Source organism: Streptosporangium fragile (genome assembly GCF_039534445.1).
GTDB classification, from domain to species: Bacteria; Actinomycetota; Actinomycetes; order Streptosporangiales; family Streptosporangiaceae; genus Streptosporangium; species Streptosporangium fragile.
This window is the reverse complement of record NZ_BAAAVI010000066.1, coordinates 31,213-49,924: the sequence shown is the minus strand read 5'-3', so window position 1 is coordinate 49,924 and position 18,712 is coordinate 31,213. Positions and strand designations below refer to the sequence as shown.

9 protein-coding genes are annotated in these 18,712 nt (G+C 74.7%); 6 read left to right on the top strand and 3 right to left on the bottom strand.

The features are described 5' to 3' along the window. Nucleotides 1-647: 647 nt before the first annotated feature. Entirely contained in the window at nt 648-1,112 is a 465-nt protein-coding gene (locus ABD841_RS32165) for a DUF2000 domain-containing protein (protein ID WP_344979646.1), read from the bottom strand. Nucleotides 1,113-1,281: 169 nt separating this feature from the next. Between ABD841_RS32165 and ABD841_RS32160 the strand changes: the two genes are divergently transcribed. Then, nucleotides 1,282-1,776 (top strand): Lrp/AsnC family transcriptional regulator, encoded by a 495-nt coding sequence (locus ABD841_RS32160; RefSeq protein ID WP_344979644.1) that lies wholly within the window; start codon nt 1,282-1,284, stop codon nt 1,774-1,776. A 240-nt stretch (nt 1,777-2,016) separates the two neighbouring features. Here the strand turns inward: ABD841_RS32160 and ABD841_RS32155 are convergent, their stop codons facing one another. After that, complete coding sequence (locus ABD841_RS32155; RefSeq protein ID WP_344979642.1) at nt 2,017-2,535, bottom strand: GNAT family N-acetyltransferase; 519 nt, start codon at nt 2,533-2,535, stop codon at nt 2,017-2,019. A gap of 145 nt (nt 2,536-2,680) precedes the next feature. Continuing rightward, entirely contained in the window at nt 2,681-3,271 is a 591-nt protein-coding gene (locus ABD841_RS32150; RefSeq protein ID WP_344979640.1) for a helix-turn-helix domain-containing protein, read from the bottom strand. A 244-nt stretch (nt 3,272-3,515) separates the two neighbouring features. Here ABD841_RS32150 and ABD841_RS32145 point away from each other — a divergent pair, with 244 nt between their 5' ends. From ABD841_RS32145 to ABD841_RS32125, 5 genes are all read left to right on the top strand, one after another. Continuing rightward, nucleotides 3,516-11,273: an SDR family NAD(P)-dependent oxidoreductase gene (locus ABD841_RS32145; RefSeq protein ID WP_344979638.1), complete on the top strand. Its 7,758-nt coding sequence runs from the start codon at nt 3,516-3,518 to the stop codon at nt 11,271-11,273. Next, a complete protein-coding gene (locus ABD841_RS32140) occupies nt 11,270-15,559 on the top strand; it encodes an amino acid adenylation domain-containing protein (protein WP_344979636.1) in 4,290 nt (1,429 codons plus the stop codon). The genes ABD841_RS32145 and ABD841_RS32140 overlap by 4 nt, the downstream gene beginning before the upstream one ends. A 169-nt stretch (nt 15,560-15,728) precedes the next feature. After that, a complete protein-coding gene (recD2, locus tag ABD841_RS32135; RefSeq protein WP_344979634.1) occupies nt 15,729-17,894 on the top strand; it encodes an SF1B family DNA helicase RecD2 in 2,166 nt (721 codons plus the stop codon). 54 nt (nt 17,895-17,948) lie between these two features. Then, the gene (locus tag ABD841_RS32130; RefSeq protein ID WP_344979632.1) at nt 17,949-18,197 is read left to right on the top strand and encodes a hypothetical protein; all 249 of its coding nucleotides are present in this window, start codon (nt 17,949-17,951) and stop codon (nt 18,195-18,197) included. A gap of 35 nt (nt 18,198-18,232) precedes the next feature. Further along, on the top strand, nt 18,233-18,712 hold the full coding sequence (locus ABD841_RS32125) for a cation:proton antiporter regulatory subunit (RefSeq protein WP_344979630.1): 480 nt from the start codon (nt 18,233-18,235) through the stop codon (nt 18,710-18,712).

The window sequence follows — 18,712 nt, the reverse complement described above, 5'->3', positions numbered from 1 at the left end:
GTGGATGAAGTGTGACTCCGTGCTTCCGTAACCGCCGCGATGAGCGGTGTTCCCACTGTGACCTTCATCCGCAAGCTGCCCGGGCCGACTACACAGGCTGCGAGTAACCCCGGCTGCCGACCGATCGGGGCTCGGCAAACGCGATGCCCCGCCGGGAATTCCCGGCGGGGCATCGGTTCGCGGGTGCGTACCGGTGTGCAGGTCGCCTCGCGGCGAAAGGCGCAACGCGGCTCCAGCCGAACGGTAGTCCGCGAGGGCAGAAGGTGAGGCCCGGGGACACTGGGCACACCGGCCACGCGATACACAACCACCGCCCGGCGCCGCTTGTTCCCGCGGTCCCGAGACAATCCGTGGGATCCGGGCACGACCCCGGCCTCCCGCGCGAGCGCCCCGGAGCCACCGGCACCGCCTCCTCGGGCGGCCGCTCGTACCGGCCGGGACGCCACCGGAAGACCCGCGGACGGATCGCTTCCCGCCGGACTCGAAAAGGCGGCGCGAGAGGTCTCGGACGGCCTCCGTCGCGGGGAAGAGGCGGACGCCGCCGACCACGGGAAAGGCCACGTACTCGGGGAGCGGAAACGCGGAACAGATCTACATTGTAAAGGAATCGGGTCGGGTCTGGGATCACCCGCCGGACCCGAACCCGTTCAGCGGAGCAGTCCGAGCCTGCCGACAAGCTTGTCGACCTTGTTGCGGGGCCCGACGAGGCTGATCGCGCAGTACGTCAGGTCCTCGTTCCTGGTCTCGGCGAGCCGACTGAGGTATTCGTCGTAGACGCGCGAGGTCTGTGCGGGTTCGGGCATGTCGACGACCAGCAGGTCGTCCTTGGCGGCGGCCTTGGCCCGCAGGGCGTGGAGGGTGCCGGCGTCGGCGGCCAGGACCGAGCAGCCGGCCCAGGGCAGGCCGGGGTGGCGGGTGCCGGAGGCGTCCTCGCCGTCGCGCCCGACGAGGTCGGGCAGGGCCTTGCCGACGGCGGCGGCCATGCATGCCGCGGCGTTCGCCGCCCGGCCCGCGGGCAGGCTCTCGTCGACGACGATGACCCACTTGAGCTTCGCCTGCCGGGTCGGCAGGTGTGTCCGGATGTCCTGGTCCAGCGGCCGGGCCGGGGACATGGGAACTCCTTCGGGCGAATGGGGTGCCGTTCGGCCGGGGTCGGGGGCGCCGACCCGGACCGGCTCGGTCGCCGCGCCGCCTTTCTGTGCGTCCATGGCCGGATAGGCTAAGTGAACGTCTGCTGTTTTTCATTCTTTGCCGTACTTGGTTCGGCAGAAAGAAGAATCCGTGAAACTTGATGCGCTGGACCGGGCTCTTTTGCGGGAGTTGCAGAACGATGCACGCCAGACCAACCGTGATCTGGCCGCGAAGACCGGGGTGTCCCCTTCCACCTCGCTGGAGCGCGTGCGCGTCCTGCGTGAGCAGGGCGTCATCACCGGCTACCACGCCGCCGTGGACTTCGAAGCCATCGGGCGCCCCGTCCAGGCCCTGATCTCCGTCCGCATCCGGCCGCCGGCCCGCCCCGTCATCGAGGGATTCCGGGAGTGGGCGGCGCGGCTGCCCGAGACCATCGGCCTGTTCGTGACCTCCGGCGCCCACGACTTCCTGCTCCACATCGCCGTCCCGGACGTGAACGGGCTGTACGCCTTCGTCATCGACCGGCTCACCGAACGCCGTGAGGTCGCCGACGTGCAGACCACGATGATCTACGAGCACGTCCAGTCCCGCCGCATCGACCCCGCCGGTGCCGATCGGCACGGAGCCGCGCGCGACCTCCGCTGACCGCGGCCTCCGCCACCCCGGCGGGACGGCGTCGAGGGATCGGACGGCCGGCCGGGGGCGGTCGTGATCGCCATGGGCCCCTGCGTCCCTTCGGTGCCGCGACGCCCGAGGTTCCCGATCCGGGGCCGAGCCGGCGCCCGTCCGGCCGCCCAGGGTAGGCGGCGTTCCGCGCCGCCTGATGCGCGGAACGACCTCCGCGGGCGGCCGGCGGCGCTTCCCGCCCGCGGCCTGGGCGCGGGGTCAGCCGAGTGTCTTGTAGAAGAAGCTGCAGTCCTTGAGGGAACCGGCCGGGTCGGCGGCGTAGTCGGGGACGATGCCGTAACGGGTCCAGCCGGTGGCGTGGTAGAGGTGATCGGCCGCGCTGCCGGTCTCGGTGTCGAGGAGCAGGAGGGTGACCCCGGCCCGGACGGCCGCTTGTTCGGCGGTGGCGAGGAGTGCGCGTGCCAGGCCCCGGCCGCGGGCGTGGGGGTGGACCATCAGTTTGACGATCTCGGCGCGGTGCCGGCCGTTGGGTTTGCGCTCGAGGGCCAGGCTGATCGTGCCGTTGACGCGTTCGAGGTCGTGGGAGATCCAGATGACGAGGTCGCCGCCGGCCACGGCGGGCGCCTGGGCGTGCCACCAGCCGGCCGCCGAGCTCTGGTCGAAGGGGGAGAGGAAGCCGAGGGAGGCGCCGCCGGCGACGACGTCGGAGAGGAGGCCGGCGAGCCCCTTCACGCTGTCGCGGAAGTCGTCGGCGGACAGGCGGGTGATCGTGTGCATCGTGCGGGTCCTTTGCTGCGGCGGGGGGATGGTACCCGGCGCGCGGGGAGGCGCCGGTTCGGGGAACGGCCCGGGGCGGCCGGCGATCAGCCGGGCGGGCCGGACCGGGGGCGCCGGCCTGTGCCGCCCTCGCTCCTCCCGCCGTTCACGGCAGGACGACCAGTACGGCGTAGCGGACCGGCTCGGGACCCGGGCAGCGGAACCGTGAGCGGCCCCACAGCCGGAACCGCAGGCAGTCTCCCGCCCGGAGCTCGTGCGCGTGCCCGTTGGCGGTGATCTCCACCGTTCCCTCCAGGACCCAGATGTGCTGTTCCAGGCCGGGGACGGGCGGCCCCTCGTAGGAGATGTCCGCTCCCGGGCGCAGGACGCCCTCGATGACCTCGCCGCGCAGGCCGGCGTGGGGCGGGGACACCGACCGCCGGACGAAGCCGGACGTCTCGTCCCGCCACACCGTCTGCTCGCTGGCGCGTACCAGCTGCGGCGGCTCCGACTCCACCTCGGCCAGGAGCCTCGACATCGTCCGCTCGTAGGCGGTGCAGAGCCTGCCCAGCTGGGCCGCCGTCGGGCTGATCTCCGCGCGTTCCAGGCGCGACAGGGTCGAGCGGCTCACTCCCGTCCGCCGGGCCAGTTCCTCCAGTGACCAGCCGCGCTCCACCCGGAGCTCGGCGAGGCGGGCCGCCAGCTGGAGCTCCACCTGGTCGGGTCCGGGGTCCCGGGACGGCCCTTCGTTTCTCATAAAAGGGAGAATATCTCAGATCAGGGATGAGGTTCCGGCGGTGGCCGGCGGATCAGGACCGCGGTGGGCGGCGCGCCGGTACGGGGGTTCCCGGGGAGGGAGCCGGTGACGACCGAGCTGCCCTGTCCGTCCTTTCCCGCCGCCCCGGACCAGGGGCGCCGGTGCCGGTTCCGGAGAGCCGGGCCGCCGCGGATGGCGATAGCGTGCCTTCGGACGGCGCAGGACATCGGGAACGGACTACGCGTTGACGGGGTGGCGAGTGCTGGGTCCGGACAGGAAGACGACACTGCTCGATGTGCTGCTGGAAGCGGCCGAGAAAGCACCCGAACAGGTCATCGTGCACGTGCGCGACGACGGCAGCGAGCGGGTCGTCACCGTCGGTGGGCTGCGCGACGAGTCGATGGGCGTCGCCGGCGGATACCTCGCCGCCGGCGTGGAACCGGGCAGTTGCGTGCTGTTGCTCGCCGACCGGAGCGACGACTTCCAACCGATGTTCTGGGGGGCGCTCGCGGCCGGTCTGATACCGGTGCCGCTGGCTCCCGAGGCGAACCGGGTGCTGCCGGTATGGGAGTCGCTCGACCGGCCGCCGGTCGTCGTCGACGAGGCGACCGCGCACGTGCTCGACGCGTTGCCCGGCATCGCGCACCCGTTGCGGCTGACGGAACTGCGGGGCGGTCACGCACCGGCCCGGCTGCCCGCCCCGGCACCGGAGGACGCGGCGTTCCTGCAGTTCTCCTCGGGAAGCACCGGGACCCCCAAGGGCGTCGAGCTCACCCACGCCGGCGTGCTGGCCAACCTGGAGCAGATCCGTATCGCGGCGGCCCTCACCGCGGACGACGTGGTGGTGAGCTGGATGCCCTACTTCCACGACATGGGGCTCATCGGCACCCATCTGGCTCCGCTCGCGGCGGGGCTCAAGCAGGTGAAGTTGGGGCCGCTGTCGTTCGCCAAGCGGCCGGCGCTGTGGTTCGAGGTCGCTGCCAGGCACCGGGCGACCCTCCTCTCGGCGGCGAACTTCGCGCTGTCCTGGGCCGCGCGGCGTGTCCCGGACGAGGTGCTCACCCGGCTGGATCTCAGCAGCGTGCGACTGGTCTTCGTGGGCGCCGAGCCGATCACGGCGACGGCGTGCCGGGAGTTCACCCGCAAGCTCGGCCCGGCGGGGCTCGACGAACGGGCGCTGCTGCCGGTCTACGGTCTCGCCGAGGCCACCCTGGCGGTCACCTTCCCCCCGTTGGGAGAGGTCGCGGCGCCCCTGGTGCTGGACCGGGCGGCGCTGAGCCGCGGCCGCGCGGAGGACGCCGCCCCCGGCCCGGACGGTGTGGAGCTGATGGACGTCGGGCATCCCCTGCCGGGCTGTGCGGTGCGCATCGTCGACGACGGGGGAAGACGGCTCGGCGACCGGCGGGTCGGTCACATCGAGGTGCGCGGCCCTCAGGTGGCGCGTGGTTACCACCGATCCCCGGAGGCGACCGCCGCCGCGTTCGCCGGCGGATGGCTGCGTACCGGGGACATGGGATTCCTGCGCGACGGCCGGCTCTGTGTGACCGGCCGCCACAAGGACGTCGTCTTCGTCAACGGCCGGACGTTCCACGCCCCCGACATCGAGGAGGTGGCCGCGGGAACGCCCGGGTTGCCTCCCGGCCTGGCCGCGGTGGTCGGTTCCACCGATCCGGTGGGCGGCGGGGAGAGGGTCGTGGTCTTCGTGCAGTGGGCCCGGCCGCCGCGCGAGACCGTGACCGGAGTACTCGACCGGGTGGCTTCGCGGGTGGGCGGGGCCCTGGCCCATGACGACGTCCTGGTTCTGCCGCTGCCCCCGGGGGCGTTTCCCCGCACGACGAGCGGCAAACTGCAGCGGTCGCTGATGCGGACGCGTTTCGAGGCCGGGAGGTACGCGGAGCTTGAGGCGCGGCTGGCCGCGTCCCGCGCCTCATCCGCCTCGTCTGTCCCGCCCGTGGCACCGGCGTCACCCGCCGTACCGATCGCACCCGCCGCGCCGGCCGCACCCGCCGTACCGGCCGCACCCGCCGCGTCGGCGTCGGCGGCGACGGATCCGCCGCGGACCCCCGCCGCCGCGTCCGTCCGCCCGCGCGGGGAGGTCGAGGGAACGATCCTCGGCATCTGGGCGCGGGTGCTGGGCCGCCCCGAGGCCGGGATCGGGTTGCACGACCGTTTCCTCGCGATCGGCGGCTCGTCACTCAAGGCGATGGAGGTGCTCGCCGCCCTGGAGGACGTCTTCGGCGTCACGGTGCCGCCGGCCGTCCTGCGTGACTGCGACACGGTCGCCGCGCTCACCGATCGCGTGCTCGCCCTTGGCGGCGAGCTGACGGCCCCGGCGCCGCGCGCGGCCGGGACCGGTGCCCCGGAGCGCGGGGCCGCCGCGGTCGCGGTCATCGGGATGGCGTGCCGGTTCCCCGGCGCCGACACCCCCGAGGCGTTCTGGGCGCGACTCGCGGCGGGTCACGACGCCGTGACCGGCGTACCGGCGGAACGCTGGACGACCCCGCCGGACGCCGTCGCCCGGTGGGGCGCGTTCCTCGACGACCCGGCCGGATTCGACGCCGAGTTCTTCCGCATCGGCGAAGACGAGGCCCGCGCGACCGACCCGCAGGCCCGGCTCTTCCTCGAACTCGCGCACGAGGCGCTGGAGCGCGCCGGTTACGCGGGGCACCGGCGGCGCGACCGCAGGGTCGGCGTCTTCGCCGCGGTCGGTGAGAACGGCTACCGAGAGGTGCTCACCCGGGCCGCCCAGGGGCGTTCCGGACCGCCGGAGCCGGCGCTGGTCGGCAACCTGCCCAACCTCGTCGCCGCCCGGGTCGCGCAGAGCCTGGACCTGACGGGGCCGGCGCTCGCCGTCGACACGGCCTGCTCGTCGGCGCTCGTCGCGCTGCACCTCGCCCGCCGCAGCCTCCAGGCCGGTGAATGCGACATCGCCGTCGTCGGCGGAGTCAACCTCAACCTGACGCCCACCGGGTACCGGCTGCTGGAGGCGGTCCAAGCGCTCTCGCCCACCGGGCGCTGCCGCGCGTTCAGCGCCGACGCCGACGGCTTCGTCCCCGGCGAGGGCGGCGCGGTGATCGTGCTGGCCCGTCTCGACGACGCGCGACGCGCCGACGATCCGGTGCTCGCCCTGCTGCGCGGCACGGCGGTCAACAACGACGGCCGGTCACTGAGCCTGATGGCGCCCAACCCGCTGCGGCAGCGGGAAGTCATCGTCCAGGCATACCGTGACGCGGGCATCGATCCCGGGTCGGTGTCGTACGTGGAGGCCCACGGAACCGGCACCGCGATCGGCGACCCCGTCGAAGTGCGGTCGCTGGCGCACGCCTTCCCGCCGCGCACGGACGGGCGGCCCCGCTGGCTCGGCTCGGTGAAGACCAACCTCGGGCATCTGCTCAACGCCGCCGGCATGCCCGGTCTGGTGAAGGTGGTGCTGGCGCTGACGCACCGGCAGCTTCCCGCGTCACTGCACCACGAACCACTCTCGCCGAAGCTCGACCTCACCGGCGCGGGCTTCGCGGTGGTCACCGAGCACCGCGACTGGACGGCACCCGGCCCGCTGGTGGCCGGTGTCAACGCGTTCGGCTTCGGCGGCACCAACGCGCACGCCATCCTCGAAGAGGCTCCGCCGCGGCCGGCCCGCCCGTCGTCACCGGCGGACGGCCGCCCTCAGCTGCTCACCCTGTCCGCGCACAGCGCTTCGGCGCTGCGCGCGGCCGCGTCCGATCTCGCGGCGCACCTGCGAGCCCACCCGGAGCTCGACGGGGGCGATGTGTGCGCCGCCGTACGGGCCGCCCGGGACGACGGCCCGCACCGCCTCGCCGTGGCGACGTACGGCGTCGACCTCGCGACGCGGCTGGAGGCCGGGCCGGCCGGCACGCCGGTGCGGTCTCGGCCCCGGCTGGTGTTCCTCCTGCCGGGCCAGGGCGCGCAGCGACCGGGGCAGGCCCGCGCCCTGTACCGGGTGGCGCCGGTGTTCCGGGAGGTCCTGGAGGAGGCGTCCGCGCTCACCGGGCCGGTCCGCGGGCGCAGCCTGGCCGCCTGGTGCCTCGACCCCGGCGTTCCGCCCGCCGCGCTCGCCCGGACCGAGGTCGCCCAGCCCCTGCTCGTCGCCTTCGGGATCGCGCTCGCCCGCCAGTTGCAGGCCTGGGGCATCACCCCGGACGCGGTCGCCGGGCACAGCGTCGGCGAGATCGCCGGGGGCTGCGTCTCCGGTGCGCTCACGCTCGCCGACGCCGTACGGTTCGCCGCCGATCGCGGTCGCCTCATGGGGGAGCTCGCTCCTCCGGGAGCGATGGCGGCGGTGGGCGGCACGGAGGAGACCGTCGCCGGCCTGGTGGCCGCCTCGGGCGGAACGCTGCACGTGGCCGCGGTGAACGGTCCCGCACAGGTGGTGATCGCGGGTGCCCCGGACGTGGTCGACCGGGCCGTCGCCGAGCTGGGAGCACGCGGCGTCCCCGCACGCAGGCTGGCGGTGTCCCACGCGTTCCATTCGCCGTTGATGCGCCCGGCGCTCGATCCGCTCGCCGCCGCCGCCGGAGCCCTCACCTTCCGCATCCCGCCGATACCGTTGCTGAGCTCGGTGACCGCCGAGTGGCAGCCGACCCTGGACCGGTCGTACCTGCGGGAGCACGCGATCCGGCCGGTACGCTTCGGCGCCGCCGTCGGGCGTCTGCTCGACGACGGATACGACACCTTCGTCGAGCTCGGTCCGGGCAGCACACTTCCCGGTCCGGTCCGGGCCGCGGCGCGGGAACGCGGGGCGGAGTCCGACGTGTTCGCGGCGGCCGTGGCGGGGAACGCGCAGAACGCCGACAGCGGGCGGGCGCTGCTGGAGACCGTGGGGCTGCTGTGGGCGCGCGGCGCGGAGCTGGATCACGCGGCACTGGACGCCGGGCGCGGACGCGTCGCCGTGCCGACGTACCCGTTCCAACGCCGCCGGTTCTGGCCCCGTCCCGCGACGGCGCCGCTGCTGCATCGCCTCGCCTGGGACGACGCACCGCCGGCGGCCGGCGACGGGCCACGCGCCGTCTGGCTGGCCGGGCCGGACTGCGCGCTCGGCCGGGCCCTCGCGGACCGGCTCACCGGCCGAGGCGTCCCGGTCCACCGGGCCACCGGCACGCCGCCGGCCGGGACACCGCCGCCGGACGTCGTCGTCCTGCTCGCCGGAGCGGCGCCGGACCCGGACGACGTGGCGTCACTCGACGCCGCCCAGCGCACCGCGGTGACGGCGCTCCGGGATCTGCTCACACTCCTCGGCCCGGCCCGCCCCCAGGTGCTCCTCGTCACCGAGGACGTGCACGCCACCGGCGCAGCCCCCGAACGGCTCCGCCCGGCGCAGGCGCTGCTCACCGGCTTCGCCCTCGCGCTGCCCGAGGAGCTGCCCGGCCTCGCGGCGCGCAGCGTCGACCTGTCCTCCCTGGACGGTACGGCCGCCCACCTCGACGCCCTCGACCGCGAACTCGACACGCGGGACGCGCCCGGCCGGGCCGGTGCGATCGCCTGGCGGGCGGGCCGCCGCCTGGCCCGCACCCCGGTCGCCGCGGTGGCCGGCCCGCCGTCCCCGCCGCTGCCACCCGACGGCACGTACCTGATCACCGGTGGCGCGGGCGGTGTGGGCGCCGCGCTCGCCCGGGACCTGGCCGGCCGCGGCCGGCCGGCGCTGGTGCTCTGCGGCCGTTCCGCGCAGCCGCCCGCGGCGCTGCTGTCCGAGCTGGAGGCTCTCGGCGCCACGGTGGAGTACCGCGTGGCCGACGTGTCCCGCGAGGACGACGTCGACGCCCTGATCTCGGGGTTGCCGCCGCTGGACGCGGTGTTCCACGCCGCCGGTGTGGCCCGCCCCGGCACACTGCGGTCGAAGTCACCCGACGAGATGGGCCGGGTCCTCGCCGCCAAGGTGCGCGGCAGCTACCTGCTCGCCCGGTCCCTGCGGCGGCACGGGCACCGGCCGTCGGTGTGCGTGGCCTTCTCCTCGATCGTCTCGGTACTGCCCGGCCTGGCCGGCGCGCTGGGCGACTACGCCGCCGGGAACGCCTTCCTCGACGCGTTCGCCGCCGCCGAGCGGGCCGCCGGCCGGCCCTGGCAGTCGCTGAACTTCGCCGCGTTCGCCGGGACCGGTCTGGCCGCCGGGCTGCGCGGGCGCGCGGGCCTCCCCGCCCGGTGGGGCACGGCGTTGGCCACGGACGCCGCGCTGGAGGCGATGCGCGTCGCATGCGGCCTCGGCGCCGCCCAACTGCTGATCGCCGACCTGACCGGGGATCCGGCACCGGCCGCCGCCCGGCCCGCGGGCCCGGCGAGCACGGCACCGGCCGCCGCCCCGCCGGACACCACCGGGATCCTGCGCCGGCTGCTGGCCGAGGCGCTGCGTCTCCCGCCCGGCGACATCGCCGACGACACGCCGTTCCTGGGCATGGGGCTGGACTCGCTCACCGCCGTCGACCTCGTCAAGAAGCTGGAGCGGGAGGTGGACCGGCCGCTGCCGGCCACCCTGTTCTTCGAATACCAGACGGTCCGCGAGCTCGTGGACCACCTGCAGACCGGCCCCGTCGGCGGGACGCACGCCGCCGGGGAGCCGCCGACCGCCGGCGACGGCGGGTCGTTCCCGCTCACCCCCGTCCAGCTCGCGTTCCACACCAACGAACGGCTGCACCGGCAGGTCACCGCCTACGGATATGTCAGGCAGACGATCAACGGCGCTCTCGACACCGAACTGCTGGGGCAGGCGTTCGCCTTCCTCGCCGAGCGGCATCCGATGCTCCGGATCCGCATCGAGCCCGGCGGCGCGGCGCCCCGGCAGACCGTGGCGCCCCCCTCACCCGTGGCCGCGTGGTACGAGGTCCGCGACGTGCGCGGCAGGGTCGAAGACCTCGAAGAGACACTGTGCAACCGCCCTTTCGACCTGGCCGTCGAGCCGCCGGTACGCGTGGTGCTCGCTCGTGAGAACGCGGACGTCGCCCACCTCATCCTGGTGATCCACCATGCCGCCGGTGACGGGTTCAGCCTCAACGTCCTCGGCGAGGAACTCTGGTCGGCCTACACCGCGCTCTCGCAGGGCCGCACGCCGGCGCCGGAACCGCCCGGGGCCGGCTTCGCCGACTACGCGGCCGCTCTTGAGGCCGAGCGGGCCTCGGCGGCGTTCACCGAAGACCAGCGGTACTGGCGCGAGATGCTGGCCGCCCACAGCGCACCGCTGTCACTGCCCTACGACGGAGACCCGGACGCGCCGCCCGCGCCGCCGCTCGCCACGCGACAGGTCGCCGTCGATCCGGCGCTCACCGCGGCGTTGCGGGAACGCGCCGCCGCCCACGGCGTCTCACTGTTCCACTTGTTGCTCGCCGCGTACGCGCGCTGCCTGGCCCGGTGGAGCGGGCGGTCCGCCGCGTCTCCGGACACCCCCCTGGTCGTCCCCGTCAACGTCGCCCGCGCCCGCCGCGAGACACGGCTGCCGGGAATCGACCGCCTCGTCGGCCCCCTCGCCGACACGCTGCCGGTCTTCGCCACGGTCGTCCCGGGCGAGTCACCGCTCACACTGGCCGGGCGGCTGCGGCAAGCCTGGCTGGCCGGCGAGCGGCACGCCCGCCTGACCAGCCTCGACCTCGCCCGGCTGCTGCCCGCCCGCGGCGCCGGGCCGCGTACCGTCAGCCCGGCGAGCTTCAGCTTCGCCCGCTTCCCGGCCACCCACGACCCCGGCTGCCCGGTCACGGTGCGGGTGACCGCGGCCGGTACCGCCTCCGCCGCCACCCGGCTCGGACTGCTGTGCTGGGAGACCGACCGGAGCCTGCACTTCTCGTGGAACTTCCCGGCCCGGCTGTTCGCCCGGACCACCGTGGAGCGCCTGGCCCGCGAACACCTCGACGAACTCACCGGCCGGGGCCGGCCGGGGAGACGGCGCCGGAAGCGGCGGCGGCGCCCGCGGCGCCGGGGAGCGGGATCGTCGAGCGCCTGTGCGCCCGGTTCCGCGCCACCCCCGACGCGGTCGCGGTCGACACCGGCGGGGAGACGATGACCTACGCCGCGCTCGACCACGCCTCGGCCGCGCTCGCCGCCCGGCTGCGCGCCTCCGGTGTCACCGCCGGTGACCTGGTCGGCCTGCTCACCGAGCCGGGCACCGGCACCGTCGCCGGCGTCGTCGGCATCCTCCGGGCCGGCGCGGGATGGGTGCCGCTGGACACGACCCACCCGGCCCCGCGCCTGGCCGACCAGCTCGCCCGCTCCGGGGCACGGGTCGTGGTCTGTCACGCCGGGACCCTCGCGGCGGCCGACGCGCTCGCCGGCGTCGTCCAGGTCGCCGTCGACGACCCGTCCACGGCTCCCGGGACCGCCCCCCAGGTGCCCGGTGACCCCGACGCCGTCGCGTACGTGATCTTCACCTCGGGCTCCACCGGCCGTCCGAAGGCGGTGCCGACCACCCACCGGGCGATGGTGAACTACCTGGACTGGGCGCTGGACACGTTCGGCTACCGCGCCGGCGACCGGCTCGCGCAGACCGCCTCCGTCTGCTTCGACGCCTCGGTCCGCCAGATCCTGGCCCCGCTGCTCGTGGGCGCCACCGTGATGACGATGCCCCGGCACGTGGTCCGCGACCCCGCGGCACTGCTGGACCGCGTCGAACAGGGCCGGATCACCGTCTGGAGCTCGGTGCCGACCCTGTGGGAACAGCTGCTCACGGCCGCCGAAGCCCGGGTGCGGCGAGGCGCCGGACCGCCGGACCTGTCGGCGCTGCGCTGGATCCACGTGGGCGGCGAGGCCCTGCCGGTGGCGCATGTCCGCCGCTGGTACGACCTGTTCGGCCCCGGTCACCGTATCGCCAACCTGTACGGTCCCACCGAGGCCACCGTCAACGCGACCTGCCACCTCATCGAGGGCCGGCCCGGCGACGACGCCCGGCAGGTGCCGATCGGCCGCCCGATCGCCGGTACCGACGTCGAGGTGGTCACCGCTGACGGGCGCCCCTGCGCCCCGGGCGAACCCGGCGAACTCCTCATAGCCGGGGTGGGGCTCACCCCGGGCTACCTCGGCGAACCGGAGCTGACGGCGACCACGTTCACCGAGCGCGACGGGAGGCGGTGGTACCGCAGCGGCGACCGGGTCCGCCGCGACCACGCCGGCGTGCTGGAGTTCCTCGGCCGCCTCGACGACCAGGTGAAGATCCGTGGCCACCGGGTGGAGCCCGGCGAGATCGAGGCGGCGCTGCAGACCCACCCCGGCGTCGCCCGCGCCGCCGTCGTCCACCGGAACGACCGCCTGACCGCGTTCGTCCAGCCCCGCCCCGGCGTCCCGGCGCCGGACGCCGCCGCCCTGCGCGCCCACCTCGCCCGCCGCCTGCCGGGCTACATGCTCCCCGCCCGGATCCACATCGTCGGCACACTGCCCCTCACCGGCACCGGCAAGGTCGACCGCGGCCGCCTTGACGCGCCGTCGTCCGGACCCGAGGCCGCCGGGACGGGACCGGACGAGGAGCGGGCAACCCCGCCCGCCACCCCGACCGAGTGCCGCCTGGCCCGGATCTGGTCGGAACTGCTGGACGTTCCGGCGGTCGGCCGCGAGGACGACTTCTTCGCGCTCGGCGGCGACTCTCTTCTCGTCCTGGCGGTCTTCGCGCGGCTGGAGAAAGAAATCCCCGTCCTGCCCAGGCCCACCGTCATCTACGAGCACGGCACGCTCGCCGCCCTCGCCGCGGCGGTGGACGCGGTCGCGAAGGACATGGCGGCGTCCGTGGTTCCCGGAACCGCCGGCGACGCGTCCGTGGTTCCCGGAACCGCCGGCGACGGCGAAACACCGGAGTCCACGGCCACGCCACGCCCGGACGGCACCGGCGGCGCGGATTACGCCCCGGCCGGTGCGGTCCCCCCGCCGTTCCCGCTCACCCCCGCTCAGCGCGGCTTCCTGCTCGCCGAGGCCATCGCTCCCGGCTCCGGCTCCGCATGGCTGGCCTGTCCGAGGCTGCGCGGCCCCGTGCGGCCCGACCTCTTCCAACGCGCCGTTGACGTCCTCCTCGCCCGTCATCCCATGCTGCGCACGGTCTTCCCCTCCGGCGCCCGCCCGCCGGTCCAGCAGGAGCTGCCGCCCGCGCTACGGCTCCCGGTCGACTTCGAGACGCTGCCGGAACCCGGCCTGCTCGCCGAACGGGTCGCCGAGGAACGGCGGCGTCGTTTCGAGCCGTGGGCCTGGCCACTGCTGCGCCTTCGGCTCCTGACCCTCGCGCCCGATGACCATGTGCTTGTCGTCCATGCCCACCACCTCATCGGCGACGGCTACAGCGCGGCGCTGCTGTGCCGGGAACTGCTCACCGTGTACGACCGCCTCGGCCGTGGCGAGCCGGCCGCGCTGCCGCCGCTGCGCTCCACCTTCCGCGACTACGCCGTCCTTCTCGAGCGGCAGACCCCGGTTCCCGGCTCCGATCCGCGGGCCGAGACCCGGCGGGCCCGCCTGGACGCCCCGTACACGAGGCCGGTGCTGCGTGCCGACCCTCCGGAGGACGGCGTGCCGCCCTTCCGGTCCACCGGGTTCACGCTCGACCACGACCAGGTCGGCGCGCTGCGCCGGCTCGCCGCCGGTGCCCGCACCACGCTGTACGCCCCGCTGCTCACCGCGTACTACCGGAGCCTGGCCGACCTCACGGGTCAGGCGGATCTCGTCCTCGGCCTCGCCGTCACCGGCCGTGACCACCCGCTGCCCGACGTCAACCGGGTGTTCGGCCCGTTCGCCGCCGCCGTGCCACTACGGCTCGGCGCCCCGGCGCCCGGTGAGGCGGGCGCGACCGGACAAGCCTTCTCCGACGACCTGCGCCGGATCGGCGCGGAGGTCGCCGCCGCTCGGACATACGGCGCCGGCGGCGCCGGGGCGTCCGGTGTCCTGCCGGCCTTCGCCCAGTTCTTCTTCACCTTCCTCGACTTCTCCGCTCTTGGGCCGCCGACCGGCGAAACCCTGGCCTTCACCTGGGACGACGGGGATTCCGAACTCACCCCGCCGCCCGTGGGCACCGACGTGTTCCTGGCCGCCCGCCCGACCGGCACCGGACTGCGGGTCACCGTGCGCGCCTCCGCCGGCGCCCTCACGCAGACGGCCTTCGCGGCGTTCGCCGACGCGCTGCGCGACCAGCTCAGCCAGGCCGCGGCGGCGGTACCGCCCACGGCGCCGCGGCCACGACCCACCGCACAGGCGTCTACCGTGGACGCGGCGCTCGTCGGCTACCTGCCGGACCCGGCGCGCCTCGCCGCCCTCGCCGGTCTGCCGACGTCGGCGTTCGCCCGCGAAGAGCTGCGCGCGGTGCTCTTCCCGGACGCGCGCCCCCGCCTCGTCGAGGTGACGACCACACCGCTGGGCCGTTCGGGATTCGTCTGCCTGCCGCTGTTCGCCGACGAACTGGCCCCCGGCGGCACCTTGACCGGCCAGACCGCCGACGCCGTGAAGTACGCCGCGTCGCTCGGCGCCCGCTGTGTGTCGCTGGCCGGCATGATTCCCTCGCACACCGGCTACGGCTTCGGGGTGCTGAAGGAGTCGGGCCCGGCGACGGTGGTCACCACCGGGCACGCGGTGACGGCCGTGTCGGTGGTCAAGACCATCCACGCCGCGCTCGAAGCGACCGGCCGTGACCTGGGTGAGCTCACTGTCACCGTGGCCGGCCTCGGCTCCGTCGGCAGCTCGTCCCTGGAACTGCTCCTCACCCGCGCGCCACGCCCACCTGCCCGGTTGCTGCTGTGCGACATCGCCGGCAGCAGGCCCCGCCTGAAGGAGCTCGCCGACTCCCTGCACGCCCGCGGCCTGGCTCCGGCCGCGGAAATCGTCGAGGCCGGCCCGGCGCTGCCCGCGGAGGTCTACGAGGCCGACCTCGTCGTCACCGCGGTCAGCGGCGGCACGGCGGTGCTCGACACCGCCCGGCTGCGGCCCGGCACGATCGTCGTCGACGACTCCTTCCCGCATTGCTTCGACACCGCACAGGCCGTCACCCGGATGCGGCGGACGCGTGACGTGCTCATCGTCGGCGGCGGCCTGCTCGAATGCGGCGACGCGGAACGACACGTCGCCGACGGGCTCCCGCCGGCCGCCGTCGCCGGTTACGCCGCGCGATCCTGGATACCCCGCACGATCGCCTCATGCCGGCTCGAGTCGCTGTTGCACGCCGCCGTGCCCGGTCTGCCGCCGGTCCACGGGCTGGTCGACGCGCGGCTCGCCCTCACGTACTGGAACGCGGTGGAGAAGACAGGGGTGCGTGCCGCGCCGCTGCACCTGCTGGACCACATGCCCGGCCCCGACCCGCTCGCCGGTCTCCCGCCACGCCCGCGAACCTGACAGGTCCACCGTCCGGCATCGGCCTCGGGCCCGCCACGGCGGGATGACGGCCGGGTGCCTCCGCCCGGCCATCCGGACGGGCGGAGGCACCGGGACGCGTCGTGAACTGTCGCAACCGCCCGCTAGTGTCCTTCGATGAGGTGCCGCACATGATTCCGGGGAGCGCACGGTGACCGTGCTCGCGAAGCCGCATCCGGCGGAGGTGGAAGCCTCCGTCGAGCAGCTGGTGTACGTCCGCGAGGACGAGTACACGGTCGCGCGCATGAGCTCCGAGGATCTGGCCGTCTTCGTCGCTTCGGGCCGCGCGCTGGCCGGGGTGCAGCCCGGGGAGACGCTGCGGCTGGCGGGGGAGTGGGACGAGCACCCGCGCCACGGCGGCCGCCTGGTGGTCAAGCGGTGCGAGCGGGTGGTCCCCTCGACCGTGCGCGCCATCACCCTGTACCTCGGCTCGGGTCTGATCCGCGGAATCGGGCCGCGGCTCGCCCACGCCATCGTCAGCCACTTCGGGGAGCGGACGCTCACGGTCATCGACACCGAACCGGAGCGCCTGCGGGAGGTCGTCAACATCGGCGCCGTGCGGCAGGCGCAGATCGTCGAGGCGTGGGCCGAGCAGAAGACGGTCGCCGAGCTGATGGTGTTCCTGCAGGGCCTCGGGATCAGCCCGCTGCTCGCGGCCAAGATCTACCGGGTGTACGGGAACGACTCGCGTGACGTCCTCAGCTCCGACCCGTACCGGCTGATCGGCCAGGTCAGGGGGATCGCCTTCCACACCGCCGACCGGATCGCGCTGCGGTCGGGGGTGTCGGAACGCAGCCCGCAGCGGATCAAAGCCGCGATCGTGGACCGGCTGGAGGCGGCGGCCGCCCGCGACGGGCACTGTTTCCTGCCGCTGCCGGCCCTCGTCGCCGCGGCGGCGAACCTGGTCGAGCAGGAGGAGGACCTGATCCACCGGGCGGTCGACGCGCTGGTCGCCGAGCGCCGGGTGGTCGTCGAGACGTCGCCGGCCGACCCGGGCCGGCTGGTGGTGTACGCCAAGGAGCACCACGGCCGCGAGGTCGCGCTGACGGCGCACCTGACCAGGCTCCTGCGGGCCCGCTCGACGCTCCCGCTGCGCGCGTTCGCGGAGGACGAGGGGCTGCACGAGGACCAGCGGGCGGCCGTGAACCTGGTGCTGACCAGCACCGTGTCCGTCCTGACCGGCGGTCCCGGCTGCGGCAAGAGCCACACGGTGAAGGTGATCGCGGCGACCGTGCGGGCGATGGGCGGCACGGTGACCCTGACCGCGCCGACGGGCAAGGCGGCCAAGCGCCTGTCGGAGCTCACCGGCCTGCCCGCGATGACCGTGCACCGGTTGCTCGCCCAGCAGCCGGAGCGCGAGGAGGGCACGCTGTTCCGGCAGTCTCCCGCGGAGGCGGACCTGGTCGTGGTGGACGAGGCGTCGATGCTGGACCTGCAGCTGGCCACCCGGCTGACGGCCGCGATCCCGGCGGGCAGCCACCTGCTGCTGGTCGGCGACGGCGACCAGTTGCCCAGCATCGGGCCCGGCAGCGTGCTGGCCGACCTGCTCCGCGTGGCGGAGGTCCCGCGCATCCGGCTGACCCATGTCTTCCGGCAGGCGCAGGACAGCGGGATCGTCCGGGCCGCCCACCGGATCCGGGCGGGTGAGGTGCCCGCGCTGCCCGGCCGGGGCGGCTTCTGGTTCGAGGAGCTCGACGACCCGGACGGCGTGGCCGAGCGGGTGGTCCACCTGGCGACGGAGGCGATCCCCCGCAAGCAGAACATCGGCGCCGACCAGGTGCAGGTGCTGTGCCCGATGCGCAAGGGCGCGACGGGAACCGCGGAGCTCGGCCGCAGGCTGCAGGAGCGGCTGAACCCCGCGCGTGAGGGCGCCGCCGAGCACTGGTCGGGGCCGTCGGTCTTCAGGGTGGGCGACCGCGTCATGCCGATCCGCAACAACTACGACAAGGGCGTGTTCAACGGGGAGACCGCCACGGTCACGGCGGTGAACCCGCACGACCGGCTGGTGGAGATCCGCACCGGCGACGGGGAGCGCGTGGAGTACGCCTTCGACGAGCTGGACGAGCTGACCCACGCCTACGCGATCAGCGTGCACCGCTCCCAGGGCAGCGAGTACCCGTTCGTGGTGGCGCCGATCGTGGCCGAGGCCGGAGGCGTGATGCTGCGCCGCAGGCTGCTGTACACGCTGGTCACCAGGGCGAAGTCGTGGGTGGTCCTGGTCGGCCAGCGCGAGGCGCTGGAGCTGGCGGTGCACCGGCTCGGCGACCGCAGGAACACCGGCCTGGCCCCCCGGCTCGCCCTGAGCCTGGGAAGCTGACGGCAGACCCGTCCGGGAACCGGAGCCACCGGCCGCGACATCACCGCGGTCGAGGTGACGCCCGGCCTGTCCTGGCTGGAGACGCTGGGCGCCGCCTCGGGCCGCTTCGGCACCTTCCTCGCCGGGGCGGCCGCGATCGTGCGTCCGCTGTCCGGCGGCCGGACCACCTACGCCTCGGCTCCGTGGGAGACGGCCGGCCGGAGCCCGTCCGACCCGGTGGGCGTGGACGTCCGCCGCGCCGCCTGCAGACCCGGCCCGGCCGGGAAGCCGAGCCCCTCGCTCCCGGCCTCGGTGAGTGCCTGAGCCGTCAGCCCGGGCGGGACCGCGATGATGGGTTCATGGACGTGAACGAGGTACTCCTGCCAGGTGTCGGGCTGCGTTATGAGTTCACCAACCACGAGGGCGACCGGGTCGGCGTCGTCGCGCGGCGGACGGGCGAGTTCGAGCTGATCGTCTACGCCGACGACGACCCCGACGAGGGCCGGCCGATGCTCCGGCTCAACAGCGAGGAGGCCGACACGCTCGCCGAGATCCTCGGCGCGCCGCGGATCGCCGAACGGTTCGCCGACCTCACCAAGGAGGTGCCCGGGCTGAGCGCGGGACAGGTCGAGGTCCGGGCGGGCACCCCCTATGCCGATCGGCCGCTGGGACACACCAGGGCGCGGTCCCGGACCGGTGCGTCCATCGTGGCGATCGTCCGCGGCGAGGACGTGATCGCCTCACCGGCACCCGACCAGGTGCTCCGGGCCGGTGATGTCCTGGTGGTCATCGGCACCCGCGACGGCATCGCCGGCGTGGAACAGATCATCCAGGGCTGA

Bases quoted from the DNA above. Each gene is read 5' to 3' on its own strand.
- ABD841_RS32165 (WP_344979646.1), bottom strand. From the start codon at position 1,112: ATGTCCCCGGCCCGGCCGCTGGACCAGGACATCCGGACACACCTGCCG.
- ABD841_RS32125 (WP_344979630.1), top strand. From the start codon at position 18,233: ATGGACGTGAACGAGGTACTCCTGCCAGGTGTCGGGCTGCGTTATGAG.
- ABD841_RS32150 (WP_344979640.1), bottom strand. From the start codon at position 3,271: ATGAGAAACGAAGGGCCGTCCCGGGACCCCGGACCCGACCAGGTGGAG.
- ABD841_RS32155 (WP_344979642.1), bottom strand. From the start codon at position 2,535: ATGCACACGATCACCCGCCTGTCCGCCGACGACTTCCGCGACAGCGTG.
- ABD841_RS32140 (WP_344979636.1), top strand. From the start codon at position 11,270: ATGACCTACGCCGCGCTCGACCACGCCTCGGCCGCGCTCGCCGCCCGG.